At 73.0% G+C, this 24,732-nt stretch carries 22 protein-coding genes; 8 read left to right on the top strand and 14 right to left on the bottom strand.

Features of this window, described 5'->3' with window-relative positions; translation table 11 throughout:
- Positions 1–23: 23 nt before the first annotated feature.
- Complete coding sequence (locus SNR22_RS05270) at positions 24–338, top strand: STAS domain-containing protein (RefSeq protein ID WP_320065294.1); 315 nt, start codon at positions 24–26, stop codon at positions 336–338.
- A 38-nt stretch (positions 339–376) separates the two neighbouring features.
- On the opposite strand, the gene SNR22_RS05265 is transcribed toward SNR22_RS05270, so the two are convergent.
- From SNR22_RS05265 to SNR22_RS05230, 8 genes are all read right to left on the bottom strand, one after another.
- On the bottom strand, positions 377–4,072 hold the full coding sequence (locus SNR22_RS05265; RefSeq protein ID WP_320065293.1) for a SpoIIE family protein phosphatase: 3,696 nt from the start codon (positions 4,070–4,072) through the stop codon (positions 377–379).
- A 179-nt stretch (positions 4,073–4,251) separates the two neighbouring features.
- Positions 4,252–4,374 (bottom strand): hypothetical protein, encoded by a 123-nt coding sequence (locus SNR22_RS05260; RefSeq protein ID WP_320065292.1) that lies wholly within the window; start codon positions 4,372–4,374, stop codon positions 4,252–4,254.
- A 22-nt stretch (positions 4,375–4,396) separates the two neighbouring features.
- Positions 4,397–5,215, bottom strand: coding sequence for a 3-oxoacyl-ACP reductase (locus tag SNR22_RS05255; RefSeq protein ID WP_413775592.1), 819 nt, complete (start codon positions 5,213–5,215; stop codon positions 4,397–4,399).
- Positions 5,169–6,524 (bottom strand): aldehyde dehydrogenase family protein, encoded by a 1,356-nt coding sequence (locus SNR22_RS05250; RefSeq protein ID WP_320065290.1) that lies wholly within the window; start codon positions 6,522–6,524, stop codon positions 5,169–5,171. Before SNR22_RS05250 ends, SNR22_RS05255 begins: the two co-directional genes overlap by 47 nt.
- Positions 6,525–6,671: 147 nt before the next feature.
- On the bottom strand, positions 6,672–8,036 hold the full coding sequence (locus SNR22_RS05245) for a glutamine synthetase family protein (protein ID WP_320065289.1): 1,365 nt from the start codon (positions 8,034–8,036) through the stop codon (positions 6,672–6,674).
- 125 nt (positions 8,037–8,161) lie between these two features.
- On the bottom strand, positions 8,162–8,458 hold the full coding sequence (locus tag SNR22_RS05240) for a hypothetical protein (protein WP_320065288.1): 297 nt from the start codon (positions 8,456–8,458) through the stop codon (positions 8,162–8,164).
- Positions 8,451–8,720 carry a hypothetical protein gene (locus SNR22_RS05235; protein ID WP_320065287.1) on the bottom strand — a complete coding sequence of 90 codons (270 nt, stop codon included), beginning with the start codon at positions 8,718–8,720 and terminating at the stop codon, positions 8,451–8,453. Before SNR22_RS05235 ends, SNR22_RS05240 begins: the two co-directional genes overlap by 8 nt.
- A complete protein-coding gene (locus SNR22_RS05230; protein WP_320065286.1) occupies positions 8,720–8,977 on the bottom strand; it encodes a hypothetical protein in 258 nt (85 codons plus the stop codon). Before SNR22_RS05230 ends, SNR22_RS05235 begins: the two co-directional genes overlap by 1 nt.
- Before the next feature lie 479 nt (positions 8,978–9,456).
- On the opposite strand from SNR22_RS05230, the gene SNR22_RS05225 reads away from it, so the two are divergent.
- The 3 genes from SNR22_RS05225 to SNR22_RS05215 all read left to right on the top strand — a co-directional run bounded on the left by SNR22_RS05225 (position 9,457) and on the right by SNR22_RS05215 (position 11,548).
- Complete coding sequence (locus SNR22_RS05225) at positions 9,457–10,254, top strand: helix-turn-helix transcriptional regulator (RefSeq protein ID WP_320065285.1); 798 nt, start codon at positions 9,457–9,459, stop codon at positions 10,252–10,254.
- On the top strand, positions 10,241–10,429 hold the full coding sequence (locus SNR22_RS05220; protein ID WP_320065284.1) for a DUF397 domain-containing protein: 189 nt from the start codon (positions 10,241–10,243) through the stop codon (positions 10,427–10,429). Before SNR22_RS05225 ends, SNR22_RS05220 begins: the two co-directional genes overlap by 14 nt.
- Before the next feature lie 714 nt (positions 10,430–11,143).
- Positions 11,144–11,548: a hypothetical protein gene (locus tag SNR22_RS05215; protein WP_320065283.1), complete on the top strand. Its 405-nt coding sequence runs from the start codon at positions 11,144–11,146 to the stop codon at positions 11,546–11,548.
- A gap of 99 nt (positions 11,549–11,647) precedes the next feature.
- Here the strand turns inward: SNR22_RS05215 and SNR22_RS05210 are convergent, their stop codons facing one another.
- The 6 genes from SNR22_RS05210 to pcaF form a co-directional block, all read right to left on the bottom strand.
- Positions 11,648–14,785, bottom strand: a complete 3,138-nt coding sequence (locus tag SNR22_RS05210; RefSeq protein WP_320065282.1) for an AfsR/SARP family transcriptional regulator — start codon at positions 14,783–14,785, stop codon at positions 11,648–11,650.
- Positions 14,786–14,905: 120 nt separating this feature from the next.
- Complete coding sequence (locus SNR22_RS05205; RefSeq protein WP_320065281.1) at positions 14,906–15,640, bottom strand: hypothetical protein; 735 nt, start codon at positions 15,638–15,640, stop codon at positions 14,906–14,908.
- 292 nt (positions 15,641–15,932) lie between these two features.
- Positions 15,933–16,433 (bottom strand): DUF456 domain-containing protein, encoded by a 501-nt coding sequence (locus SNR22_RS05200; protein WP_320065280.1) that lies wholly within the window; start codon positions 16,431–16,433, stop codon positions 15,933–15,935.
- Positions 16,430–18,619, bottom strand: coding sequence for a putative bifunctional diguanylate cyclase/phosphodiesterase (locus SNR22_RS05195; protein ID WP_320065279.1), 2,190 nt, complete (start codon positions 18,617–18,619; stop codon positions 16,430–16,432). Before SNR22_RS05195 ends, SNR22_RS05200 begins: the two co-directional genes overlap by 4 nt.
- Positions 18,620–18,625: 6 nt before the next feature.
- A complete protein-coding gene (locus SNR22_RS05190; RefSeq protein ID WP_320065371.1) occupies positions 18,626–18,838 on the bottom strand; it encodes a hypothetical protein in 213 nt (70 codons plus the stop codon).
- A 102-nt stretch (positions 18,839–18,940) separates the two neighbouring features.
- A complete protein-coding gene (pcaF, locus tag SNR22_RS05185) occupies positions 18,941–20,146 on the bottom strand; it encodes a 3-oxoadipyl-CoA thiolase (RefSeq protein ID WP_320065278.1) in 1,206 nt (401 codons plus the stop codon).
- 102 nt (positions 20,147–20,248) lie between these two features.
- On the opposite strand from pcaF, the gene SNR22_RS05180 reads away from it, so the two are divergent.
- The 4 genes from SNR22_RS05180 (at position 20,249) to SNR22_RS05165 (ending at position 24,570) form a co-directional block, all read left to right on the top strand.
- Positions 20,249–21,214 carry a glutathione S-transferase family protein gene (locus SNR22_RS05180; RefSeq protein ID WP_320065277.1) on the top strand — a complete coding sequence of 322 codons (966 nt, stop codon included), beginning with the start codon at positions 20,249–20,251 and terminating at the stop codon, positions 21,212–21,214.
- On the top strand, positions 21,207–21,881 hold the full coding sequence (locus SNR22_RS05175; protein WP_320065276.1) for a DUF998 domain-containing protein: 675 nt from the start codon (positions 21,207–21,209) through the stop codon (positions 21,879–21,881). Before SNR22_RS05180 ends, SNR22_RS05175 begins: the two co-directional genes overlap by 8 nt.
- A gap of 237 nt (positions 21,882–22,118) precedes the next feature.
- Positions 22,119–23,417 (top strand): dicarboxylate/amino acid:cation symporter, encoded by a 1,299-nt coding sequence (locus tag SNR22_RS05170; protein ID WP_320065363.1) that lies wholly within the window; start codon positions 22,119–22,121, stop codon positions 23,415–23,417.
- A gap of 85 nt (positions 23,418–23,502) precedes the next feature.
- Entirely contained in the window at positions 23,503–24,570 is a 1,068-nt protein-coding gene (locus SNR22_RS05165) for an NADH:flavin oxidoreductase/NADH oxidase (RefSeq protein ID WP_320065275.1), read from the top strand.
- The last annotated feature ends 162 nt before the right edge of the window (positions 24,571–24,732 follow it).

The following is a 24,732-nucleotide window of genomic DNA, read 5'->3' as shown; positions in this document are numbered from 1 at the left end:
GCCGCTGTGCCATCGTATTCTGCGTGGATCAAGAGGGCACACCTCCCGTCTTCTCCGCCCGGGCGGAGACCGACGGCGACCACGTCCGCGTGGTGGTCTGCGGCGAAGTGGACATGGCCACCGCCGACACCATGCTGCAGACCGTCCTGCGCGAGCCGGCAGCCCGGGTCACCCTCGACCTGCGGGCGGTGACCTTCTTCGACTCCGCCGCGATCCACGCCGTGGTCCAGCTGTCCCAGCGGTACCCGGAGGCGCTGACCGTGCTGCCGTCCCGGCAGGTCCGCCGGGTGCTGGAGATCTCCGGCCTGGCCGGGCAGGGCTGGCTTCCCCCGGCCTGAACCGCCCACTGCCCCGAGGGAGCGCCGGGTGCCCGCCGTCAGCTCTCCAGCCGCCGGCTCAGCGTCACTTCGGTCCCCTCGGCGGTACGGCTGACCGTCAGCTCGCCGAGCGCCTTGATCAGCTCCAGCCCCCGGCCGCGGAAGCCCGCGCCGGTCGAAACCCGCCACCGCCCGCTGTCCCGCACCGTGGCCACCACCGTGCGGTCGACGATGGTCACCTCGACGGCAATGGTCGGCTCGACCGGGTCGACCGGGTGCTCGATGGCGTTCGCGGCGGCCTCGGAGACCGCCACGGTGAGGTCGAACAGGTCGTTCTCGCCGACCCGGTGGGCGGTGAGGAAGTCCTCCAACCGCCGACGCAGCATGCTGAGTCGGGTCGGGTCGGCCGGCAGCCGCAGCGCGAACCGGTTCGGCTCGGTCACCTCCAGCGCGAGGACCGCCACGTCGTCGCGAAGGGGTTGCGAGGCCACCCGCTCGACGACCGCGTCGACCAGGTCGGCGACGTGCCCGGCGTGCCGGGTGGCGTCCTCGCGGAGCTGCCCGAGGGCGGCGTCGATGCCGAGCTTGCGATCCTCGATCAGCCCATCGGTGTAAAGCAGCAACCGGTTACCGGGGGCCAACTCGTCCTCCATCGTCCGGTACGACGCGGCGGGGAGGGCGCCGACCGGTGGACCGAGCGCACGGTCGTGCAGGAACGCCACGTCGCCTTCTCGGATCAGCAGGGGGGACGGGTGCCCGGCACTGGCGTAGCGCAGCCGGCCGGTGCGGGGGGAGAACCAGAGGCAGACCACGGTCGCGAACGACGGCTGCTCGGCCGAGCAGACGAGCCGGTTGAGCCGGGTCAGCGACTCGCCCGGGTCGTAGCCCTCCAGGACGTACGCCCGCAGCGCGTTACGGAGCTGCCCCATCGCGGCGGCGGCCCGGACGCCCTTGCCCACCACGTCGCCGATGACCAGGACCAGTTCGTCGTCATCGAGTCCCACCACGTCGTACCAGTCGCCGCCGACCTCCACGTTCGCGCTGCCCGGCAGGTAGCGGCTGGCCACCACCGCGCCGGGCAGCCGGGGCAGCGTCCGGGGCAGCAGGCTGTGCTGGAGGGTGGTGGCGATGCGGTGCTCGGCCTCGTAGAGCTGGGCGTTCTCCAGCCGCACGCCGATCAGCCGGGCGAGCTGGGTCAGCGCGGCGTGACCGGGGTTGGTGGCGTCCTCGGCGCGTCCCCAGACCCGCAGCTCGCCGAGCTGGCCGCTTTCGGCGCCGGTCAGCGGCAGCACGATCGACGGTTCGACGGCCGCCGTCCCGCCGCCGTCGGCCTCGGCGCGAGCCCCGGTGGCGGTGACCACCACCCGGGCGGCGTCGGCAAGGCCGCGCGCGTGTCCGGCAGCCACCTGGAGCACCTCGGCGGTGGTCCGGGCGGTGTTCACCGCCACGGCGGCGTCGGCCAGCGCGCGCAGCCGCCGGATGATCTGGCCGCGCAGCTGGCCCAGCTCGACGTTCGCCCGGACCCGGGCGATCAGCTCGGCGGTGGAGAACGGCTTGGTGAGGTAGTCGTCCGCGCCGACCGAGAGGCCAGCGACCGCCTCGGCCGAGCCGGCCCGGGCGGAGAGCAGCACGATCGGCACGTGTCGGGTACGCGGGTCGGCGCGCAGCGCGGTGACCAGGCCGAAGCCGTCCAGCCGGGGCATCATCACGTCGGTCAGCACCAGGTCGAACGGGGTCTGGACCGCCCGGCGCAGCGCCTCGACGCCGTCCGGCACGGCCACCACCTCCCAGGACGGGGAGAGCAGCCGGACGACGTGCTCGCGCAGGTCGGCGTTGTCGTCGGCGAAGAGGATGCGGCCGGCCCGGGGCCGGCCGGCGTCGGTGACCGGCCCGGCCGGCGAGGTGGCCGCCGTCGTACCGGTCCAGAGCGCGGTCTCGGCGGCGAAGAGCTGCGCCTGCCTCAGCTCCGGCGACTCGGCCATGGCGTCGGCCACCACCCGGTCGGTGGGCAGGTGGGCGGAGCCGAACGGGACCGTGACGGTGAAGGTGCTGCCCTCGTCGACCCGGCTGCGCACCTCGGCCCGCCCGCCGTGCATCTCCACCAGCTCACGGACCAGCGCCAGCCCGATCCCGGTGCCCTCGTGGGTGCGGGAACGGGCGCCGGGGATCCGGTGGAACCGTTCGAAGACGTGCGACAGCTCCTCGGGGGCGATCCCGACGCCGGTGTCGGTGACCTCCAGCCGGGCCGCGCCGTCGACCGCGCGGACCCGGACCCGGACGTCGCCGTCGAAGGTGAACTTCACCGCGTTGGAGACCAGGTTGAGGACGATCTTCTCCCACATGTCCTGGTCGACGAAGACGGGCCCGGGAAGCGGCTGGCAGTCGACCACCAGGCGCAGGCCGGCCCGCTCGGTCGCCGACCGGAAGGTGCTGGCCAGCCGGGCGGTGTAGTCGGCCAGGTCGGTGGGCTCGTAGCGGGCGGCCACCCGGCCGGACTCCAGCCGGGAGAAGTCCAGCACCGTGTTGACCAGCTTGAGCAGGCGCAGCGCGTTGCGGTGCATCACGGTCAACTGATCGGTGTACGGGGCGGGCAGCGCCGAATCGGCCAGCAGGTCTTCCAGCGGGCCCAGCACCAGGGTCAACGGGGTGCGGAACTCGTGGCTGACGTTGGCGAAGAAGTTGGTCTTGGCCCGGTCCAGCGCGGCCAGCTCGGCGGCCCGGGCCCGCTGCTGCTCGTACGCCCGCTGCCGGCCCACCGCGCGGGAGAGCTGGGTGGCGATCAGGTCGAAGAAGGTGCGGTACTCGTCGGTGAGCGACAGCCGGGCGGATACGCCCACCACGAGCGCACCCACCGGCTCGTCGGTCGCGGTGACCGGCAGCACCACAGCCTGCCCGGCAGCACCGTCGGGGACCTCGGGCAGCAGGTCGGCGACGTCGACGGTGGCGGGTGCGCCGCCGTCGGCGACCCGGCTCACCACGGCCATGGCGGTCTCACCGAGCGGCGGCGGGTCGCCGCTGCCGCAACGGCCGACGGGGCCGCTGTGCCCGGCGGGGGTGAGCCGCCCGGCCTCGTCGCGCAGATAGAGCACGGAGAACGGGACGTCCTCCCGGTGCCCGTCGAGCACTCGGGCGGCGACGCGGCCCAGCTCGGCGGAGTGCTCCGCCTCGACCAGCTCGGAGCCCAGCTCAGCCAGGGTCCGCAGCCGGCGCTCGCCGAGCACCCGGCCGGTGGTCTCGGCGACGATGCAGAAGACTCCGCTGATGCCGCCGTCGTCGCCCCGGACCGGGTCGTAGGAGATGTCGAAGTAGACGTCCTCCAGGAAGCCGTGCCGGTCCAGCACGAAGGGGTGGTTCTCGCCCCGGTAGGGCTCGCCGTTGGCCAGCACCGACCCGAGGAGCGGGCCGAGCACGTCCCAGGTCTCCGCCCAGTGTTCCCGGGCGGGCCAGCCGATGGCGTGCGGGTGCTTCGCGCCGATGGTCGGCAGGTAGGCGTCGTTGTAGAAGGCACGGTGCTCGGGCCCCCAGAACAGCACGATCTGCGCCCGGGAGGAGAGCATCGTGGCGACCGCGTGGCGCAGCGCCGCCGGCCAGCCGACCGGGGAACCGAGCGGGGTGCTCGCCCAGTCGAACCGGCCCAGCCGCTCCCCCATCTCGCCCCCGGCGGCGAAGGCTGCCGTGAGCAGCGGCGGGAGCGTCTCATCGACGGTCCCGCCGGACGGTCGCAGCCCGTCCTCGCTCCCTTGGGCCGAGCCCATGCATCCTCCCGCGCCGGCCGTCCTACCCGGCGGTCCGCATGATCGGCCGCCGTGCCCCGCCATGTACCCAGGCGGACCAGCAACGTAACGCATACGGTTCGGGCGTCGCTGTTTATGCCTCCCTCCTGGGCCGCATCGACCGGCGATCCGTTCCTGGGCCGCGGGCAGCCGAGCTCAGGTCAGAAGACCGGCAGGCCGTCGACGCTCGCGGCGTTCTTCGTCGCCCGGTAGGTGACCGGGTCCTCGGTGCTGCGGCGGGAGTGTGATCTGATTAACAGGTCGCGGTCACCCTGGTAGTCCATGAGGGGCACCGCGACGCCCGGGTCACAGCGGGGTGACGTACGCGCCGGTGATCCCCCCGTCGACGACGAACTGCGCGGCGGTCATGAACGACGAGTCGTCGCTGGCCAGGAAGGCCACCGCGGCGGCGATCTCCTCCGGCTGGCCGAACCGGCCCATCGGCACGTGGACGAGGCGGCGGGCGGCCCGTTCCGGGTCGGCGGCGAACAACTCCAGCAGCAGCGGGGTGGCCACCGGGCCCGGGCAGAGCGCGTTGACCCGGATGCCCTCCCGGGCGAACTGCACGCCCAGCTCCCGGGTCATCGCCAGCACCCCGCCCTTGCTCGCCGTGTACGCGATCTGCGAGGTGGCCGCCCCCATCAGCGCCACGAACGAGGCGGTGTTGATGATCGACCCCTTGCCCTGCCGGCGCATGTGCGGGATGACGTGCTTGCAGCAGAGGTAGACGCTGGTGGTGTTGACCCGCAGCACCCGCTCCCAGGCGTCCAGGCCGGTCTCCAGGATCGAGTCGTCCTCGGGCGGGGAGATGCCGGCGTTGTTGAACGCCACGTCCACCCGCCCGTGCCGCTCGACCACCCCGTCGAACAGTTCCCGGACCGTCGCGTCGTCGGCCACGTCGCAGGCGACGAACTCGCCGCCCACCTCCTCGGCGGCCTTCCCGCCCGCCGCCACGTCGATGTCGACGCAGACCACCCGCGCCCCCTCGGCGGCGAACCGCCGCACGGTGGCCAACCCGATCCCGCTGCCCGCCCCGGTGACCACCGCGACGCGCTCCGCCAACCGACCCTGCACCTTGTCACTCCTCCGTGGCGATGAAGACGTTCTTGACGTCGGTGAAGGCATGCAGCGCGTCGGGCCCCAGCTCGCGGCCGAGCCCGGAACGCTTCATCCCACCGAACGGGGTCCAGTACCGCACCGAGGAGTGCGAGTTGACGCTGAGGTTGCCGGCCTCGACCGCGCGGGCCACCCGGATCGCCCGGCCCACGTCCCGGGTCCAGATCGAGCCGGACAGGCCGTACTCGGTGTCGTTGGCCAGCCGGATCGCGTCCGCCTCGTCGTCGAACGGGAGCACCGACACCACCGGCCCGAAGACCTCCTCCCGCCAGTGCCGGTCGGCCGGCGAGTCGGCGAGCAGCACGGTCGGGGCGTACCAGAAGCCGGGGCCCTCGGGGCAGGAGCCGGTGAAGGCCACCTTCGCCCCGTCGACGTACCCGCCGACCCGGTCGCGCTGGCCGGCGGAGATCAGCGGGCCCATCTCGGCGCTCTCCAGCGCCGGGTCCTCCACCCGGAAGCCGCGCACGGCCGGCTCCAGCAGCTCCAGGAACCGGTCGTACACCGGGCGCTGGACCAGGATCCGGGACCGGGCGCAGCAGTCCTGGCCGGCGTTGTCGAAGACGGCGTACGGCGCGGTGGCCGCCGCCTTGGCCAGGTCCGCGTCGGCGAAGACCACGTTGGCGCTCTTGCCGCCCAACTCCAGGGTGACCCGCTTCACCTGGGCGGCGCAGCCGGCCATGATCCGGGTGCCGACCTCGGTGGAGCCGGTGAAGCAGACCTTGCGTACGGCCGGGTGGGTGACGAACCGCTCCCCCACCACGTCACCCCGGCCGGGCAGGACGGTGAAGACGTCGTCGGGCAGCCCGGCCTCGCGGCCCAGCTCGGCCAGGCGCAGCGCGGTCAGCGGGGTCAGCTCGGCCGGCTTGAGCAGCACCGTGTTGCCGGCGGCGAGCGCCGGGGCGAAGCCCCACGCGGCGATCGGCATCGGGAAGTTCCACGGCACGATCACCCCGACCACGCCCAGCGGCTCGTGGAAGGTGACGTCCAGTCCGCCGGGGACGGGGATCTGCCGGCCGGTCAGCCGCTCGGGCGCGCCCGCGTAGTAGTCGAGCACGTCCCGGACGTTGCCCGCCTCCCACCGCGCGTTGCCGATGGTGTGCCCCGAGTTGCGCACCTCCAACTCGGCCAGTTCCTCCAGGTGCGCGTCCACCACCGCGGCGAACCGCCGCAACACCCGCGCCCGCTCCCCCGGCCCCACCCCCCGCCAGACCTCGAACGCCCGCTCCGCCCGCCCAACGGCCCCATCAACCTCCTCGACAGACGTAGCGGGCACCTCCCCCACCACCACCCCACTAGCGGGATTAACCACCTGCGTCACAACCCCCACCCCCAACCCCACTCCAAACCCCAACCCCAACCCCAACCCCCAACCCCCAACCCCCACCTCCGCGATCTTGGAGTTTCGGCCCCGACGAATGCTACAAAACCGGTCAAACCCGGGGCCCAAAGTGCAAGATCGCGGAGGTCAGAGGCGTTCGAAGCCACGGGTCAGTTCCCAGTCCGTTACGGCGGCGTCGAAGGACTTCAGCTCGATGCTCGCCATGTTGGCGTAGTGGGCGTGGACCTCGTCGCCGAAGACCGCGCGGGCGATCGTGGAGGACTCCCAGAGGGAGAGGGCATCCCGGAGGGTGGCGGGGACGCGCTCGGCCTGCGGGTCGTCGTACGCGTTGCCGGCGCACTCCTCACCCAGTTCCAGCTCGCGCTCGATGCCGTGCACCGCGCCGGCCACCAGGGCGGCGATCGCCAGGTACGGGTTGACGTCCGCGCCGGGCACCCGGTTCTCCACCCGCATCCCCTCGCCGTGGCCGACCAGCCGCAGCGCGCAGGTGCGGTTGTCGGTGCCCCAGCGCAACGCGGTCGGGGCGAACGAGTCGGGCTGGTACCGCTTGTACGAGTTGATGTTCGGCGCGAAGAACAGGCTGAACTCCCGCATGGTGTCCAGCAGCCCGGCCAGCACCCGCTGCCCGATGACGCTCAGATGCGCCGGGCCGTCGCCGAGCATCGCCGAGCGGCCGTCGGCGTCACGCAGCGAAAAATGGATGTGGCAGGAGTTGCCCTCCCGGGCGTTCGGCTTCGCCATGAAGGTGATCGACATGCCCTCCTGGGCGGCGATCTCCTTCGCCCCGTTCTTGTAGATCACGTGGTGGTCTGCGCAGGCCACCGCCTCGTCGTAGCGGAAGGCGATCTCGTGCTGGCCGAGGTTGCACTCGCCCTTGGCGCTCTCCGGGGTCAGGCCCGCGCCGGCCATCTCGTTGCGGATGCGGCGCAGCAGCGGCTCCACCCGGGCGGTGCCCAGCAGCGAATAATCCACGTTGTACTGGTTCGCCGGGGTCAGCTCGCGGTAGCCGCGCCGCCAGGCATCCTCGTACGAGTCGCGGTAGAGGACGAACTCCAGCTCCGTGCCGGCGTACGCGGTCAGCCCGTGCGCGGCGAGCCGGTCGAGCTGGCGGCGCAGGATCTGCCGGGGCGAGGCGACCACCGGGCCGCTGCCGTCCAGCCACGCCAGATCGGCCATCAGCATCGCCGTCCCCGGCTGCCAGGGCACCCGGCGCAGCGTATCCATGTCGGGCACCATGGCGAAGTCGCCGTACCCGCGCTCCCAGCTCGACATCGCGTACCCGTCGACGGTGTTCATGTCGACGTCCACGGCGAGCAGGTAGTTGCACCCCTCGCTGCCGTTCTCGACCACCTGGTCGAGGAAGAACGGCGCATGGAACCGTTTGCCCTGCAACCGGCCCTGCATGTCGACCAGGGCCAGCACCACCGTGTCGAGCTTGCCGGCGGCGACGGCGGCCCGTAACTCTTCGAGGGACAGCGGAGCTCTACTCATGCGCGGCCTCCATCACCAAGGTCTACTGCCTGACCGGATCACCGTCAATGCCCCGTCCCGGCGCGCCGGCAAACCCGGTAGGAGAGGAAGGTCCTCGGCGACGCCTGGGACCGTCCCCGTGACGTTCAGAACCGGCTCGCAGTCCGCCTCACCGGCTGGCGGTTCGCTGCCGGCCTACTCGGGGCGGAGGTCAGCCACCGCAACCCCGCCGGCTGGACGTAGATCGAGCGGCGGGCCACCGCGTCACCCTTGGCGTCGATCTCGTAGCCGTCGAGCCAGAGCCACCCGTGGTAGGTGTGCCAGTCGTCGTGCACGCGGATAACGCGAAAGACGATGGGCCGGATGAACTGGACGCTGGCGGCCCGGGTGACGTGCAGGAGATCCCCGGACTGCGGTTTCCTGGGCGGCGCGGCCTCAGACATCGCCGCTGCGCCGATCCCCCCGGGCCGGCAGGACCATGTCGAGCCACCCGAGGTGCCGCAGCTCCATGTCCGGGTCGGGCGGCAGGCCGCGCCGCTTCCGCTCGTCAACCCCCAGGCGGTACCAGTCACCCAGGTACGCCACGAGCAGATCACCCCGGCCGGCGAACTCGACGAGGCTCGCCAACTGCCGCTCGAAGCAGGGCCACGGCTTGCCGCAGACAAAACACGGGCCGCCGGCGTACCTCGGTGGGTGCTGACCCATCACCGCTCCCGCACCCCGGGCTCCAGGCGGGCCGGCGGGTCGTCGATGATCGCCTGCACCCGGACCATGACGACGCGCTCCCGCCACGGCGTGCCGTCGGGCCGCAGCTCCAGCCCTTCCAGCCGCACCCACCGCGACGCCAGGAAGTTCGCATACCGGGGCACGTAGGTGACCTTCAACCACAGCACCGTCTGACCGATGCAGTAGTCGCACGGTTGGAGGGTGAGCACGTCGCCCGTGACGACCAGCGGGTTCACTCCCCACCCCCGCCGATCCTCGGGAAGATCGGGGGCGACACCATCGGCCCGATGGGGCTAAGGATGTACGGCGCGGGCCTGGATGGCTGAGCCGGCTTTGGCTTCGGCTTCGGGTCCGGTTGCGGCCTCGGGCAGCGGGCGCGGATCTCACGCCACTCTCGACAGTCTTCGCACCCGCAGTGCCGCCCTCTGCGGGACCGGTGCCAACCTCCACGATGCCTGCGCATACAGCTTCCCCCTGCCTCTGAGCTTGAGAGGGCCGCCGGCCCTGAAGTGCAGTGCGGCCCATTGCGGGATCAGCCCCAGCCCTCCATCACCTGGAGCCGGCCCGCACGGGTGACAGTCTGGTGACCGTGGAACTACTCTGAGAAGGCATCGAGCCTGGCCACGGCGCACGTCTGTGGGCATGACCCCGCACTCGGCGACACCCGGCGAGACCTGACCGAATTAGGCGATCTTCGTGAATTTCTGGAGGAACCTTGGAAGGTGAGCAGAGTGCCGACCTGATTCGCGGGCAACTCCGTCGCATACGGACGGTCGCCGGCCTGAATCAAGAAGAACTCGGCCGGCGCGCGAACTACTCGGCCTCAACGGTTTCCGCAGTGGAGACTGGCACTCGGCCGCTCGACATGCCCTACGTCAAGCGGATCGACAAGGTGCTCGACACGGGCGGACTCTTCGAGTCCCTGCTACGGATGGCCGAAGGAGAAGGCCTACCCTCGTGGTTTCTCCCCTGGCTGGAGGCCGAGCGCACCGCCAAGCAGCTTCGATACTTCAATCCCACACTCATCCCTGGCCTGCTCCAGACGGCGAACTACGCCCGCACGGTGCTGCGCTTCGACGACACCAGGCCGGAGGGAGAGGTCGAAAAGCAGGTGACCGCCCGGCTGGAACGGCAGGAGATCCTGATGCGCGAGCGCCCGCCCCAGGTCATCGCCGTCATCGACGAGGCTGCCCTTCGCCGCGTCGACGCCATCATGGGCGAACAGCTCGCGCACCTGGTGAAAATGGCCGAACTTCCCCACGTCCACATCCACCTCATCCCTGCCGACGCTGGCCTGCACGTCGGACTGTCCGGCCCCCTCGCGCTGGCGAGGTCGGCCGAGGGTGGCTGGGTGGGGCACATGGACAACCAGCTAGGCGGCTCTGTGGTCGACGGGGAGGAGGGAGTAGCTACGCTTTTGGCAACGTGGGAGAGCGTCAGGGGAGTCGCCCTTCCGCGGGCTCTGTCGGTCTCCCTGGTGAAGGAAGTGGAGAGCCAACATGGACCTCAGTAACGCTCGATGGAGGAAGTCCACCCGCAGCAACACGGCCGGCGGCGAATGCGTCGAGGTGGCCGACAACTTGCCTGACGTGGTTGCCGTCCGCGACAGCAAAGACCCGTCTGGTCCGGTGCTCGCCTTCAGCCCGCAGACCTGGCGCGCGTTCGTCAAGCAGGCCAAGCAGCACTGACTCCGGTACGCGGAGAAGGCTCCCAAAAGCGCTGGGGGCTTCTCCGCGCTCGCCCGCTGACTGAAGCCGGCCAGTCCGGCGCACCCCCCATAGACACCTCGTAGCAACCCGACCAATCCTGTCTCGCGGGCTTCCATCCTGCCTCTTGTCCCGCGTTACGCTGCGTACCACGCTCGGACCGCCCACCGAGTTGCACTCCAGAGACAACCTCGCCCAGCAAGTGAAGAAAAACAGCGAAGATGATCTTTAGCGCCCCAGCTCAGGAAGCCTGCTCCCCGCGCATGCGGGGGTGATCCCGTGAAGTCGTCGCGCTTGGGCTGGTAGCCGGCCTGCTCCCCGCACATGCGGGGGGTGATCCTCGGCCTCGGCCGCCGCGCACGGTCAGGATTTCCTGCTCCCCGCGCATGCGGGGGTGATCCCAACCCGGACGCTGGGCAGTACGGCTCGACCACCTGCTCCCCGCGCATGCGGGGGTGATCCCCACCGCAGGATCGTTGACTCGCGCTCGAACTCCTGCTTTCCGCGCCAGCCATCGGGGCCGCACCGACCGGCCGTGACCGCCGATCAGCCGGGCGACCTCGACCCGAACCGTGAGCCGACCGGTCGGACGACCGGCGGACCGCAACCCGATCACAACCGGCCCACAGCCGCCGGTGCCTAGAAATTAGGCCAGTCCCGACGGGAAGTCCCGGGACCGGTGAAAAGGAGAACGACATGTTGAAGACCACGAAGGCCCGCCAGATCGGGGCGATGCTGGGGGCCGCCGTAGCGGTGGTGGCGCTCGGCGCGGCGGTGGGTCCGACGCCCGCCGTGGCCGTCGCCGACGCCGAGGTCGGCTCCGCGGGCGCCTACAAGATCGCCGACGTGACCGCGCTGGCCCCGGGTTCGAGCACCAGCGGCGGGTGGAACAACACGCCCACCACCCGGTACTACAACGTGGACGTCCGGCCGGTCGCCACCACCGTGACCCAGAGCTGCCAGCTAGAGGTCACCCGGCAGTGGCGCAAGCAGAACTGGAACGCCGACAACACCCGCGAGCTGGAGATCTACTGGACGGTCAAGAACGTCGGTTCCTACACCTGCGACGGCGACGTCTACCTCTCCTGGGTCAGCAACTGACCGAACCGAACTGGGTCAGCAACTGACCGAGCTGCACCGGGTCAGCAACTGACCGAGCACGCCCGACCGGGCCCCGGCCAGCCGCCGGGGCCCGGTCCGTCAGCCACTGGGTACGGGTTGCCGCCCGGTGGGCACCAGCTCGCGAAGGCGGGTCGGCAGCTCCTCCAGCCGGTACGACTCGCCGCGCGCCCAGGCGGCGTAGAAGGCCCGCTCGGTCAGCGCCAGGTGGACCCGGTCGAGGGTGGCCGCGTGGGCGGCGTGTTCCTGCGCCGGCACCGGTGCCCCGATCGCGGCGCGGATGGCGCTGGCCGCACCGAGCAGCTCGACCGCCGCCGAATGCCGGTCGTCGGCGGAGAGGACGGCGGCGAGCGACTCCAGCAGGCTGGCACCGCGCCACCGGTCACCGACCGCGCAGTGCAGTTCCAGGCTGCCCCGGAGCAGCTCGGCCGCCCGCAGCCGGTCGCCGTCGCGGGCCTCGACCAGACCGACGATGTTCAGCGCCCAGGCGATGCCCTCCTGGAAGCCGAACTCCTGGAACCGGGACAGCGCGTCCTCGGCCAGCCAGCGGGCGCGGGCGTCCTGCCCCCGGTGGTACGCCACAGCGGCCAGATGGACCCGGGCGGACGCGATCCCCTCGGGATCGGCGAGCTGGTGGAACTCCGCCAGGGCCGCCTCGACGAGCGGTTCGGCCCGGTCCAGCTCAGCGCCGAGCCAGGCGGTGAAGCCGGTCATCAGCAGGGTGTCCGCGATCCCGCGCCGATTGTCGGCGGCCCGGTGGACGGTCAACGCCTCGGCGTACCGGGCCAGCGACCGGTCCAGCCGGCCCTGTTCCCGGTCGACCGAGCCGAGCAGGCTCAACGCCCGGGCGGACCCGCTGTCGTCGGCGAGCTGCCGGTGCACCTGAAGCGCCCGCTCGCCGTGCCCGGTGGCCGCGATGTAGTCGCACTCGAAGAGAGCCAGGTACGCCGCGGAGAGGCAGGCCCTGGCCAGCTCGGGCGCGGGTAGGTCGTCGGTGCCGGTGAGCGCGTCGGCGAGCCACCGCCGGCCCTCCCGGTACCGGCCGCGCAAGTGGCAGTACCGCCCCAGGCCAGCGGCGAGCCGGAGCTGCTCGGAGCGGGAGCCGTGCCGCCGGTGCCACTCCTGCGCGGCGACCAGGTTGTCGTGCTCCACCGCGAGCCGATCCAGCAGTGCCTCCAGTTCCGGGCCGTGCAGTTGCCGGTCGACCTCCTCGGCCAGCCGCCGGTAGTGCACGGCGTGACACCGGTACGCCTCGGCGGACTCCACCGCGGATTCGGCGAGCCGCTCGGCGGCGTAGTGCCGGATCGTCTCCAGCAGCCGGTAGCGGGCCCGGCCCCGATGCCGGTCGGTCACCACCAGCGACCTGGCGACGAGGTCACCGAGCACGTCGATGGCCTCCTCGGCCGGCCCGGGGGCCATCGCCTCGACCGCGTCGAGGGTTCCGCCGCCCCGGAACACCGCGAGCCGGCGGAACCACCGCTGCCGGGCAGGGCTGAGCAGGTGGTAGCTCCAGGCCATGGCGGCGTCGAGGGCGGACGGCCGGCCGGCACCACCCGGGCCGGTACGGAGCAGCCCGGGTTCCCGCAGCCGGTCGGCGATCTCCCGGGGGGTGAGCACCGACGTACGGGTGGCGGCCAGCTCGATCGCCAGTGGCAACCCGTCGAGCCCGGCGCAGATCGCCACCAGCGCGGCGGCGTCGGCGTCGCGCAGATCGCGTACGACCGGCACCGCCGCCCGGTCGAGAAAGAGCCGGACCGCGTCGTAGCGGCGGGCCTCGGCGAGGTCGCCGGTGAACCGGCCGGTCGGTACCGCCAGCGGAGCCACCGGGAACGCCCGCTCCCCCGGCAGGTCGAGGGGCTCCCGGCTGGTCGCCAGCACCCGCAGCCCCGGGCAGCGGCTCAGCAGGGTGCCGACCAGCGCCGCGCAGGCGGTGGCGAGGTGCTCACAGTTGTCGAGCACCAGCAGCAGCCGGGCCCGACGCAACTGCCGCCCCAGCGCGTCGACGGGCGACGGATCGACCTGGTCCGGCAGGCCGAGGGCGGTGCCCACGGTGCCCACCAGCCGGTCCGGGTCGACGAGCCCGGCGAGTTCCACGAACCGAACCACGAGGTCGTCCCCGGCACCGAGTTCCGCAGCGACCGCGAGGGCCAACCGGGTCTTGCCGCACCCCCCGATACCGGTGAGGGTGACCAGCCGGTGGTCGGCGAGGAGCGCGCCGATCTCGGCCACCTCGGCCCGGCGGCCGATCAGTCGGGTCAGCGGTGCCGGCAGCGGCGGGCCGGCGATGGTCGGCCAGCCGGGCGGGGCGGCTTCCTCCGTTGCCGGATCCGCCACCGACCGACCCGCCCCGCCGCCGGCCAGTCGGTCGCCGGCCCGGCGCTCGCCGGCCGCACCACCGCCGGCCGATCGGTCGCCGGCCGGTCGACCGGGGGCCGGGCCGACGGGCGGGATGCTCTCCCCGGCCAGGACGGCGGCCTCCACCTCCCGTAACCGCCGGCCCGGCTCGATGCCGAGCTGCGCCACCAGGACACCCCGGGCCCGCCGGTACGCGGCCAGCGCGTCGGCCCGTCGACCGGCCAGGTGCAGCGCCGTCATCAACAGTTCCCAGAGTCGTTCCCGCAGGGGTTCCCGGGCGACCAGGGTCTCCAGTTCGGCGGCGACCCGGGCATGCTCGCCGAGCGCCAGCTCGACGGCACAGAGATCCTCTACGGCGTTCCACCGGGCCTCGTGCAGGGTGGCCGCCTCGGCCCGAGCCCACTCGCCGATCGGGCAGTCGGCCAGCACGTCACCCCGCCACAACCGCAGGCCGGTCCGGAGCAGTTCGGCCGCCTCGGTGACCGCGCCGGAGCGCAGGGCATGGTTGCCCTGTCGGGCCAGTGTCTCGAAGCGCTGCGCGTCGGTCTCGCCGACGGCCAGGGCGTACCCGGGTGGTCGGGTGGTGATCAGGGCGGGCAGGCCGGCCCCGGTCAGCGCCCGACGCAGGTAGGCCATGTGGGCGTGCAGCGTCTTGGTCGCCGAGGCGGGCGGCTCCTCGCCCCAGATGCCGTCGATCAACTGGGCCCGGGAGACGACGTCCGGGGCGCGCAGAGCCAGCAGCCCGAGCAGGGTCCGCTGTCGGGGCCCACCCAGCCCGACCCGGCCACCGGCGCCCGTGGTCACCTCCAGCGGACCGAGCAACCGGACCCCCGCCACCACCGTCGAGCCAACCTCTGCGGCCATCGCGCCCCCTCCCCCGGGGAGGAGGAGAGCACGACGGGGTGCCGCACGCAAAGCGGTCGTCCGGAATCCGTCCGACGTCGACCGCAGCGCCGGGCGGTCAGCCGTTGGCTGAGCCTCCGGTCAGCGGACGACCTCGCAGCCGGAGGCGGTGCCGCCACCCGGGCCGAGTTCGCAGACGTCCCGCCCGACCAAGCCGAGCACCCGGGGCGCATGGTCACCGTAGACCGTGTCGGCCCCGGCCTCACCGAGGATGAGGTCGTCCCCGCCACCGCCGACGAGCGTGTCGTCCCCCGCGCCGCCGACCAGGACATCGGCCCCCGCTGCACCGAGCAGGACGTCGGCGGAGCCGAAGCCGTAGAGCCGGTCGTCGCCACCGCCGCCGTCGATGGTGTCGACGGCCTCGCTGCCGTAGATGACGTCGTCACCGTCCATGCCGTAGACCGCAGTGCCGCGTACCCCCAGGAGGTCGACCAGGTCGTCACCGGCCCCCAAATTGATCTTTGCGAACATCACCATGGCCGTGACGTGCACCTCGTCGGCCAGGTCCCCGGTCCAGATCGCGACGGTCACCGCCCCGGTCACCTGGCAGGTCACCTGGTTGCTGGTGACCGACACGCAGCCGACGCCCGGCACCACCGGCGACCCGGTGTCGGTGACCGCGACACCACCGGCGACCGACTCCACCGTCACGTCGCTGGCGACGCCCGTCGGGGCGACGTAGGACACCGTCGATCCGTCCACCTGCACCATGCCACCCGAGGCGTGGGCCGGGGCGACGGCCCAGAGCAGGTGCGCCACACCCACCGTCAGTGACATCCCGGCACCGAGCGCGATCCTGCGTAGCTTCTCGGACAATTCAGCCTCCCGCTCTTTTCCACCGACGATTCGCCGCCGGTGTCGCGGAGTGAACCAGCCGGCGGTTGTGATCCGGTTGCGGTCCACGGCCGGTCCGTCGCCGGCCCCGTACTGCCTAATTGCCTTGCCCGCAGCGGTGCTCGGGACGCATCCTTGAGCCTGTGACCAGGCCCGATCCGGACGGGCCCCGCCGGGCGCTCGGCAACGCCCGGCACGCGGCGGCGCGGGGCGTTCACCTCTCTCTCACTACGGCGATCCGCCCCGCGCCGCCACCCCGACCACGCCGCGAAAATCAGGCGAACAGCAGGCCGGCGACCCAGAGCACGCCGATCACCAGACCGGCGAGGAACTCCACCAGCATCGACAGCCCGGCGGCCTTGAGTGCCTGCACCGTCGACGGCCAGGCGAGCTGGTTGCTGCCCAGCCGCAGCCGCTCGGCGCCCCACACCCCGCCGACGAAGCCGATCACCAGCCCCACCACCGGGATCACGAAGAACCCGATCAGCCCGAGCACACCGCCGGCCAGCAGGGACGACGCCGGCACCCCGGCGCTCTTCAGGTTCCGCCCCGGCCAGAGGTACTTGACCACCGCACCCCCGGCGGCGACCACGGTGACGGCGGCCAGCACCAGCCAGCGGCCCGCCCCGGCGTCGCCGAACAGCGTCCAGACGAGCACCCCGCCCCAGCACAGCGGCAGCGCGGGCAACCCCGGCACCACCACGCCGGCCAGCCCGGCCACGATGGCCAGGGCGGTCACCACGGCGACCATCGCCTGCGAATCGGTGAGGCTCATTCCGCCGTTCCTTCCGTCGAACCCGGGGCTGCGTCGCCGCGCAGCCGGGCGGTGATCACACCGGCCGGTGCGGGGCTGCCGAACCAGCATCCCTGACCGGTGTCGCAGTGCAGCGCGCGCAGCCGCTCGGCCTGCACCCGCGTCTCCACCGCCTCGGCGGTGACCCGCAACTCCAGCGCGTGCGCCAGCCGGACCAGCGCGTCGACGATCCGCTCGTCCCGGTGGTCGGCGAGGGTGCCGGCGTCGTCGGCCCGGATCCCCTCCACGAACGGCCCCGCCAGCTTGAGGCAGTGAATCGGCAGCCGCCGCAGGTACGCGAGGTTCGAGTATCCGGTGCCGAAATCGTCGATCGCCAGTCGTACGCCGAGGTCGGCGAGCCGGTGCAGCGCGCGCAGCGGCTCCCCGGCGGTGCCCATCACGGCGCTCTCGGTCAGTTCGAGCTGGAGCAGGCCGGCGGGCAGTCCGGTGTGGCCCAGCGCACTCGCCACCGTCTCGACGATGCCCGGGGCGTTGACCTGCCGCGCGGCCAGGTTGACGCTGACCACCAGCTTCGCCTCGGGGAACTCCCGGTGCCACGCCTCGGCGTCGCGGCACGCCTGTCGGAGCACCCACTCGCCGAGCCGGACGATCAGGCCGGTCTCCTCGGCCAGCCCGATGAAATGGTCCGGCCCGACCAGCCCCAGCTTGGGGTGCTGCCAGCGGACCAGTGCCTCGACCGCGACCATCGAGGAGTCGCGCAGCGAGACGATCGGCTGGTAGCGGACCACGAACTCGCCCCGGTCCAGCGCCGCGGGCAGGCCGGCGGCGAGCGCCGATCGGGCGATGTCCCGGGCGCTGCGCTCGGGGTCGTAGACCGCCCACCGGCCGCGCCCCTCCGCCTTCGCCCAGTACAGGGTGGTGTCGGCGGCCTTCATCAGCTCCGACGCGCTGGTCTCGGCGCACAGGCAGTCCACGATGCCGATGCTGGCCGACACCGCGAGCTGCTGGTCACCGACGTGCACCGGGGCGGAGACCGCCGCGAGGGCCATCTCCGCGACGCCCACCGCGTCGTCGAGGCCGTCGCCGCCGTCGACGAGGATGACGAACTCGTCGCCGCCCATCCGGGCGACCAGGTGGCCGTGCCCGGCGACGCACTCGGCCAGCCGACGGGCGATCACCACCAGCAACCGGTCACCGAGGTCGTGGCCGAGGCTGTCGTTGACCGCCTTGAAGCCGTCCAGGTCGAGGAAGCAGACCCCGATCCGGTGGTCCGGCCCGGCCTCGCCGAGTAACTGGCCGAGGGTCTCAAAGAACAGCGTGCGGTTGGGCAGGCCGGTGAGCGGGTCGTGCAGCGCCTGGAAGCGCAGCCGCTGCTGCAGCTCGTACCGCTCGGTGATGTCCTCGATCATCGCCACGGTGAAGCGCGGCCGGCCGTCGTCGTGACGGATCAGCGAGACGGCCAGGTCCGTCCAGACCACGCTGCCGTCCTTGCGGTGGTAGCGCTTCTCCACCCGGGCCGACTCGTGTTGGCCCTCGATCAGCTCCTGGTAGAGCTCCCACATCCCGGGGGCGTCCTCGGCGTGGGCCAGTGACGCCACGTTGATCTGCCGCAGCTCCTCGATGGAGTAGCCGAGCATGTCGGCGAAGGACGCGTTGACGTCGACGATCTGCCCGTCGATGCCGGCGAGACCGATCCCGATCGCCGCTCCCCTGAAGACCGCCCGGAACCGCGCCTCGCTGTCCCGCAGCGCCTGCTCGACGGTGTCCCGGGCCTGCCAGGCGCTGCGGGCGATGCGCTCCTGCTGGGTGAAGGTGCGGTCGCGCAGCGCCCGGGCGAACCCGGCGGCGAAGCCGCCCTGGAGGGCGGCGACCCGGGCGGCGGTGCCGGGCAGGTCCGCTCGGCCCGGCAGCACCTCGGCGGTGAACCGCTCCCCGAGCGCGGTGACCGACCAGTCGAGGAACCTGGGCTCGATCAGGTGCGCCTCGACCAGCGCCCGGCCGACGTCCTCGGCGGGTTGGGCGGAGAACGTCTCGGCGAGCAGCGCCTGGGCCAGCCGTACCGTGTGTAGGAACAGCAGCCGCTCGGACTCGGCCGCGCTCAGCGGCACGAACCCGAGCCGCCGTGCCGCGCGGGCCCACCCGGCGGCGTACGCCTGAGCGCCGGCCCGGCCGAGCTGTTCGCCGCCGGGTTCAGGCACGGCTGTCACGCCGGCCTAGCCGGCGGGCTGGTCATACCGGGCGACGCCGTAGTCGTAGACCCGGGCGGCGCTCGGCCGGCTCAGGTCGATCTCGGTGCTGGGAAGTCCGTCCGGCATCTGTGTCGCACCCGTCCGTCGTTGCCGCCCCGTCGTCGCCGCGCCGGCCACCGGGGCGCGCGGCAGCGCCCCGGCAGCGGCCGGCCGGACCCGTGGGTCTGTGGTGTTCAACACTCTAGGCCGCTGGTTCCACGCTTAGCGAGGTCTGGACGACCACCGAGGCAACCCAGGGCGGTGCGACACGGCCCGGGGCGGCCCGGCGGATACGGAGGGTCAGCCGGCCGACTCCAGCATCAGCGAGATGCCCTGCCCCACCCCGACGCACATGGTGGCGAGCGCCCGTCGGGCGTCCCGGCGGCGCAGCTCCAGCGCGGCGGTCAGCGCCAGCCGGGCACCGCTGGCGCCCAGCGGGTGCCCCAGGGCGATCGCCCCGCCGTTGGGGTTGACGTGCTCGGCGTCCTCGGGCAGGCCCAGCTCGCGCAGCACCGCCACCGACTGCGCGGCGAACGCCTCGTTCAGCTCGATCACGTCGACCATGCCGAGGCCCACGCCGAGCCGGTCGAGCAGCTTGCGGGTAGCCGGCACCGGCCCGACCCCCATGATCCGGGGCGGCACGCCGGCCGCGGCAGCGCCGGTGATCCGGGCCAGCGGGGTGAGGCCGTACCGGGCCACCGCCGCCTCGCCGGCCACCAGCAACGCGACCGCGCCGTCGTTGACGCCGGAGGAGTTTCCGGCCGTCACCGTGCCGCCCGACCGGAACGGGGTGGGCAGCGCGGCCAGCTTCTCCAGCGACGTCTCCCGGGGGTGCTCGTCGACCTCGACCAACTTCGTCTCGCGCCGCCCCGCCGGCACGGACACCGGCACGATCTCCTCGGCGAACCGGCCATCGGCCTGCGCCCTGGCGGCCCGCCGCTGCGACCGGTACGCGAAGGCGTCCTGCGCGGCGCGGTCGATGCCGTACTCGGCGGCCACGTTCTCGGCCGTCTCGGGCATCGAGTCGATCCCCCACTCCTGCTCCATCAGCGGGTTGACCAGCCGCCAGCCGATCGTGGTGTCGTACACCTCGGGGGTCCGGGAGAACGCGGAGCCGGCCTTCGGCATGACGTACGGCGCGCGGCTCATGCTCTCCACGCCGCCGGCCACCACCAGCTCCGCCTCGCCGGCGACGATCTGCCGGGCGGCCGTGGCCAGGGCGTCCAGGCCGGAGCCGCAGAGCCGGTTGATGGTGCTGCCCGGCACCTCGCCGGGCAGTCCGGCCAGCAGCGCGGCCATCCGGGCCACGTTGCGGTTGTCCTCGCCGGCCTGGTTGGCGCAGCCGAGCACCACGTCGTCGACGCGAGCCCAGTCCACCGACGGGTGGCGGGCGACCAGCTCGCGGATCACGTGCGCGGCGAGGTCGTCGGGGCGCACGCCGGCCAGGGCGCCGGCGTACCGGCCGATGGGGGTGCGGACACCGGCCACGAGATATGCCACGGTCATCGACGTAAGTCCTTCGGGGGTGGGGAAGGCCGACTGCAGGCCGGCCGGGTCACGGCGAGGCCGGGCCAGGATATCCGCGCGGGGAGCGGATAGGTTGTCGGCATGGCTCGGGCCCAGTTCAGCGCAGAGACCTCCGGCAGCGGGGAGTTCGTCCGCCAGCCCAACCGGTTCACCGGGCGGGTCACCCCCGACTCCGATTCGCCGCCCGGCGGCGGGCCGGACGCCCATGGCCGGTGGCCCCTCGAAGCCGGCCGGTACCGCCTCGTCTGGTGCCGGGCCTGCCCGTGGGCGCACCGGGCCCGGATCGTGCTCGGCCTACTCGGCCTGGACGACGCGATCTCGCTCGCCACGGTCGACCCGATCCGCGACGAGCGGGGCTGGCGGTTCACCCTCGACCCCGGCGGGCGAGACCCGGCGCTCGGCATCTCGTACCTGTCGGAGGCGTACCTGGCGACCGACCCGGGATACACCGGCCGGGTGACCGTGCCGGCCCTGGTCGACACGCTCACCGGGCGGGTAGTCAGCAACGACTATCCGCAGCTCACCCTGGACCTGTCCACGCAGTGGCGGAGCCTGCACCGACCCGGCGCCCCGGACCTCTACCCCGTCGGGCTGCGCGACGAGTTGGACGCGCTGATGGCCGAGATCCACCGCGACGTCAACAACGGCGTCTACCGGTGCGGCTTCGCCACCTCCCAGGCCGCGTACGACGAGGCGTTCACCGCGCTGTTCTCCCGGCTCGATGCGCTGTCGGAGCGGCTCGCGGGCCGGCGCTACCTGATGGGCGACGCCATCACCGAGGCCGACGTGCGGCTGTTCACCACGCTGGTCCGGTTCGACGCGGCGTACCACGGGCACTTCAAGTGCAACCGGCACAAGCTGACCGAGCTGCCGGTGCTGTGGGCGTACGCCCGGGACCTGTTCCAGACCCCCGGGGTCGGCGACACGGTCGACTTCGACCACATCAAGCGGCACTACTACGGCACCCACCCGGCGATCAACCCGACGGGGATCGTGCCGCTGGGTCCGGACACCTCCGGCTGGACCGCGCCGCACGGGCGTGACTGACCGGCGCCGACCGGCACCGACCGGGCCGTCCGGTGCCGAGCCCCGACCCGGCCGCCCCGCACTCCGGGTCGCCGCCGCGTCGGCCGCCGCCGGCTGCGTCCTGGTGGGCGCGGTCGCGGTGACCGTCGCCGTGGTCGCTGGTCCGGGCCCGGGCCTGACCGGGTACGTCAGCGAGGCGGGCGTCACCGACAGCGGGTACGCCGCGACGTACCGGATCGGGGTGTTCGCCCTGGCCGGCGCGCTGGTGCTGCTCGCTGCGGCGCTTCCGTCGGCGGCGCGGGTCGCGGCCGGCCTGCTCGCCGCCGGCGGCCTGTGCGCAGCGCTCTCCGGCGCGGTGACGTGCACCGCCGGCTGCCCGCTGCCGCCGTTCGAGCGGGCCACGGTGGCCGACCTGGTGCACGGCGGGGCGAGCATCGCGGCGACGGCCGCCGTGGTGTTCGCGATGCTGGCGTTGCTGTTCACCCCGGCCACGGCGCCCCGGCTGCGGCGGCTCGCCGCCTGCGGCGCGGCGGTGTCGCTGCCGCTGGCCGGGGCGGTGGGGCTGGCGATGCTCGTCGTCGGCCGGGGCCCCCTGGTCGGCGTGCTGGAACGGGCGCTGCTCGCGGTCTGCGCCGCCTGGGGCCTGGCCACCGCCCTCGCCCTCGCCCTCGCCCGGCACCGCCGCTGAGGGCCGCCGGCCCCGCCGGCCCTCCTCTGTAAGGAGCCTCACCACTTGACGCCCCTTCCACCTGCGGCGGGGGCGGCGTAGCGTCGGCAGGCAATGACCAACGTCTGGCACCTCACCGTGCGCCTGTACGTCGATCTCCGACGGCAGGCCAGCGGCATCTGTCCGGCGCGGCCCGTCTCCTGACGCCCGCCCGCCCGACCGCCCCAGACTTTTGGACACATCCTCATGGCTTCCGCCCTGCGCAAATTCCCCTTTTCCGTGCAGATCCTGCTCGGCCTCGTCCTCGGCGTGGCGCTGGGCTTCCTCGCCCGCGCCAACGACCTGAGCTGGTTGGCCAGCACCCTCGACACCGTCGGCGGCCTCTTCGTCCAACTACTCAAGCTGGCCGTGCCGCCGCTGGTCTTCACCGCCATCGTGGTCAGCGTGGTCAGCCTGCGCGGCGTCGCCAACGCCGCCCGGCTGGCGCTGAAGACCCTGCTCTGGTTCGGTGTCACCGCGCTCATCGCGGTGAGCGTCGGCATCGGGCTCGGCCTGCTCACCAACCCGGGCCGGGGCGTCACCCTGGACGTCGGCGCCGCCGCCCCGCCGAAGGCCACCGGCTCCTGGACCGACTTCCTCGCCGGTATCGTGCCCACCAACCCGGTCGGCGCGTTCGTCGAGGGCAACGTGCTCCAGATCGTCTTCCTGGCCCTGGTCGTGGGGGCCGCCGCGCTGCTGGTCGGCGAGGCCGCCGAGCCGTTCGTGGCGCTCAACCGGTCGCTGCTGAGCATCGTGCAGAAGGCGCTGTGGTGGGTGATCCGGCTCGCCCCGATCGGCACGCTGGGCCTGATCGGCCACGCCGTCGCCTCGTACGGCTGGGACCTGCTGGCCCCGCTCGCGAAGTTCACCACCGCCGTCTACGTCGGCTGCGCGATCGTGCTCTTCGTCGTCTACCCGCTGCTGCTGCTCGGTGCCGGCCGGCTCAACCCGGTGCGCTTCTTCGCCGGCGCGTGGCCGGCCATCGAGCTGGCCTTCGTCTCCCGCTCCTCGATCGGCACCATGCCGGTGACCCAGCGCGCCGTCGAGCGCCTCGGCGTCCCCCGCGAGTACGCCTCCTTCGCGGTGCCGTTCGGCGCCACCACGAAGATGGACGGCTGCGCGGCGGTCTACCCGGCTCTCGCGGCGATCTTCGTCGCGCAGGTCTTCGGGGTGGACCTCGGCATCGGCGACTACCTGCTGATCGCGTTCGTCTCGGTGGTCGGCTCGGCCGCCACCGCCGGCCTGACCGGCGCGATCGTGATGCTCACGCTGACCCTGAGCACGCTGGGCCTGCCGCTGGCCGGCGCCGGCCTGCTGCTGGCGATCGACCCGATCCTGGACATGATCCGCACCGCTACCAACGTGGCCGGCCAGGCCGTCGTCCCGACGATCGTCGCCGCGCGCGAGGGCACCCTCGACCGGGCCGCGTACGACTCGGCCGGGCGGCGGGACCTGATCGAGCCGGACGAGGCCGACAGCCCCGCCCGTACCGACGAGCTGAGCCCCGTCCCCGCCTGACGCGTACGCCGAGCAGGGTCCTGCCCGCGGGCCCTCATCGGCGGTCGCGTGGACGGCCCACCTCGGCACCCGAGAGGATCACGACATGAGCACCCTGTTCACCCCGCTGGCGCTGCGCGCCGTCACCCTGCCCAACCGGGTCGCCATGGCCCCGATGTGCCAGTACAGCGCCGGCCCGGACGGCCTGCCGACCGACTGGCACCGGGTGCACCTGGGCTCCCGCGCGGTCGGCGGCGCCGGCCTGGTGATGACCGAGGCGACCGCCGTGGTGCCCGAGGGCCGGATCAGCCCCCAGGACACCGGGCTCTGGTCCGGGGCGCACGTCGACGCCTGGCGGCCGGTCACCGGGTTCATCGCCGCGCAGGGCGCGGTGCCGGCCGTCCAGCTCGCCCACGCCGGGTTCAAGGCATCGACGTACCGGCCGTGGGCGGAGCAGCGCGGCGGGGTGCCGGACGCCGACGGCGGCTGGACCCCCGTCGGCCCCGGCGCGGAGCCGTTCGTCCCCGAGTACCGGGTGCCGACCGCACTCGACGAGGCGGGCATCGCGGGCGTGGTCGAGGCGTTCGCCACGGCCGCCGGCCGGGCGGTGGACGCCGGGTTCACCGCCGTGGAGATCCACGCCGCGCACGGCTACCTGCTGCACGAGTTCCTCTCCCCGCTGACCAACCACCGGGCCGACGCCTGGGGCGGAGACCGGGCGGGCCGGATGCGGCTGACCCTGGCGGTGGCCCGCGCGATCCGCACGGCGGTCGGCGAGGACGTCGCGGTGCTCACCCGGATCTCCGCCACCGACTGGACCGAGGGCGGCTGGACCGTCGAGGACAGCGTGGTGCTCGCCGGTGAGCTGGCGGCGGCCGGCGTCGACCTGGTGGACGCCTCCTCCGGCGGTGCCGCCGCCCGGGCCACCATCCCGGTCGGCCCCGGCTACCAGGTGCCGCTGGCAGCGCGGATCCGCCAAGAGGCCGGGATCCCGACCGGCGCGGTCGGCCTGATCGTCGAGCCCGAGCAGGCCGAGCAGATCGTGGCCGGCGGGGAGGCGGACCTGGTCCTGCTCGGCCGGGAACTGCTACGCGACCCGTACTGGCCCCGGCGGGCGGCTGCCAGGCTCGCCGCCGCACCATCCTGGCCGGCCCCGTACGCCCGCGCCTTCTGACATCGGCGATCTTGGACAGTCGCCGTCGTCTTTGGACCATCACTGGCGTCTTTGGACAGTCGCCGGCGCTTTTGGATAGTCGCCGGCGACTGCGGCAACTGTCCAAGATCCGGCGGGGGCGCGCTGGGCGCGGTCGTCCTGCCTCGCCCGGCGCCACGGTCG

The sequence above is a fragment of the Micromonospora sp. RTGN7 genome (genome assembly GCF_033804645.1).
Lineage (GTDB): Bacteria > Actinomycetota > Actinomycetes > Mycobacteriales > Micromonosporaceae > Micromonospora.
Note: the sequence above shows the minus strand (reverse complement) of the source record. Positions and strands in the feature narration are given on the sequence as shown.

Coding starts and splice junctions, on each gene's coding strand:
- SNR22_RS05265 (WP_320065293.1), bottom strand. CDS start 4,072: ATGGGCTCGGCCCAAGGGAGCGAGGACGGGCTGCGACCGTCCGGCGGG.
- SNR22_RS05260 (WP_320065292.1), bottom strand. CDS start 4,374: ATGGACTACCAGGGTGACCGCGACCTGTTAATCAGATCACACTCCCGC.
- SNR22_RS05255 (WP_413775592.1), bottom strand. CDS start 5,215: ATGCCTTCACCGACGTCAAGAACGTCTTCATCGCCACGGAGGAGTGAC.
- SNR22_RS05245 (WP_320065289.1), bottom strand. CDS start 8,036: ATGAGTAGAGCTCCGCTGTCCCTCGAAGAGTTACGGGCCGCCGTCGCC.
- SNR22_RS05240 (WP_320065288.1), bottom strand. CDS start 8,458: ATGTCTGAGGCCGCGCCGCCCAGGAAACCGCAGTCCGGGGATCTCCTG.
- SNR22_RS05235 (WP_320065287.1), bottom strand. CDS start 8,720: ATGGGTCAGCACCCACCGAGGTACGCCGGCGGCCCGTGTTTTGTCTGC.
- SNR22_RS05220 (WP_320065284.1), top strand. CDS start 10,241: ATGGACCTCAGTAACGCTCGATGGAGGAAGTCCACCCGCAGCAACACG.
- SNR22_RS05215 (WP_320065283.1), top strand. CDS start 11,144: ATGTTGAAGACCACGAAGGCCCGCCAGATCGGGGCGATGCTGGGGGCC.
- SNR22_RS05210 (WP_320065282.1), bottom strand. CDS start 14,785: ATGGCCGCAGAGGTTGGCTCGACGGTGGTGGCGGGGGTCCGGTTGCTC.
- SNR22_RS05200 (WP_320065280.1), bottom strand. CDS start 16,433: ATGAGCCTCACCGATTCGCAGGCGATGGTCGCCGTGGTGACCGCCCTG.
- pcaF (WP_320065278.1), bottom strand. CDS start 20,146: ATGACCGTGGCATATCTCGTGGCCGGTGTCCGCACCCCCATCGGCCGG.
- SNR22_RS05180 (WP_320065277.1), top strand. CDS start 20,249: ATGGCTCGGGCCCAGTTCAGCGCAGAGACCTCCGGCAGCGGGGAGTTC.
- SNR22_RS05165 (WP_320065275.1), top strand. CDS start 23,503: ATGAGCACCCTGTTCACCCCGCTGGCGCTGCGCGCCGTCACCCTGCCC.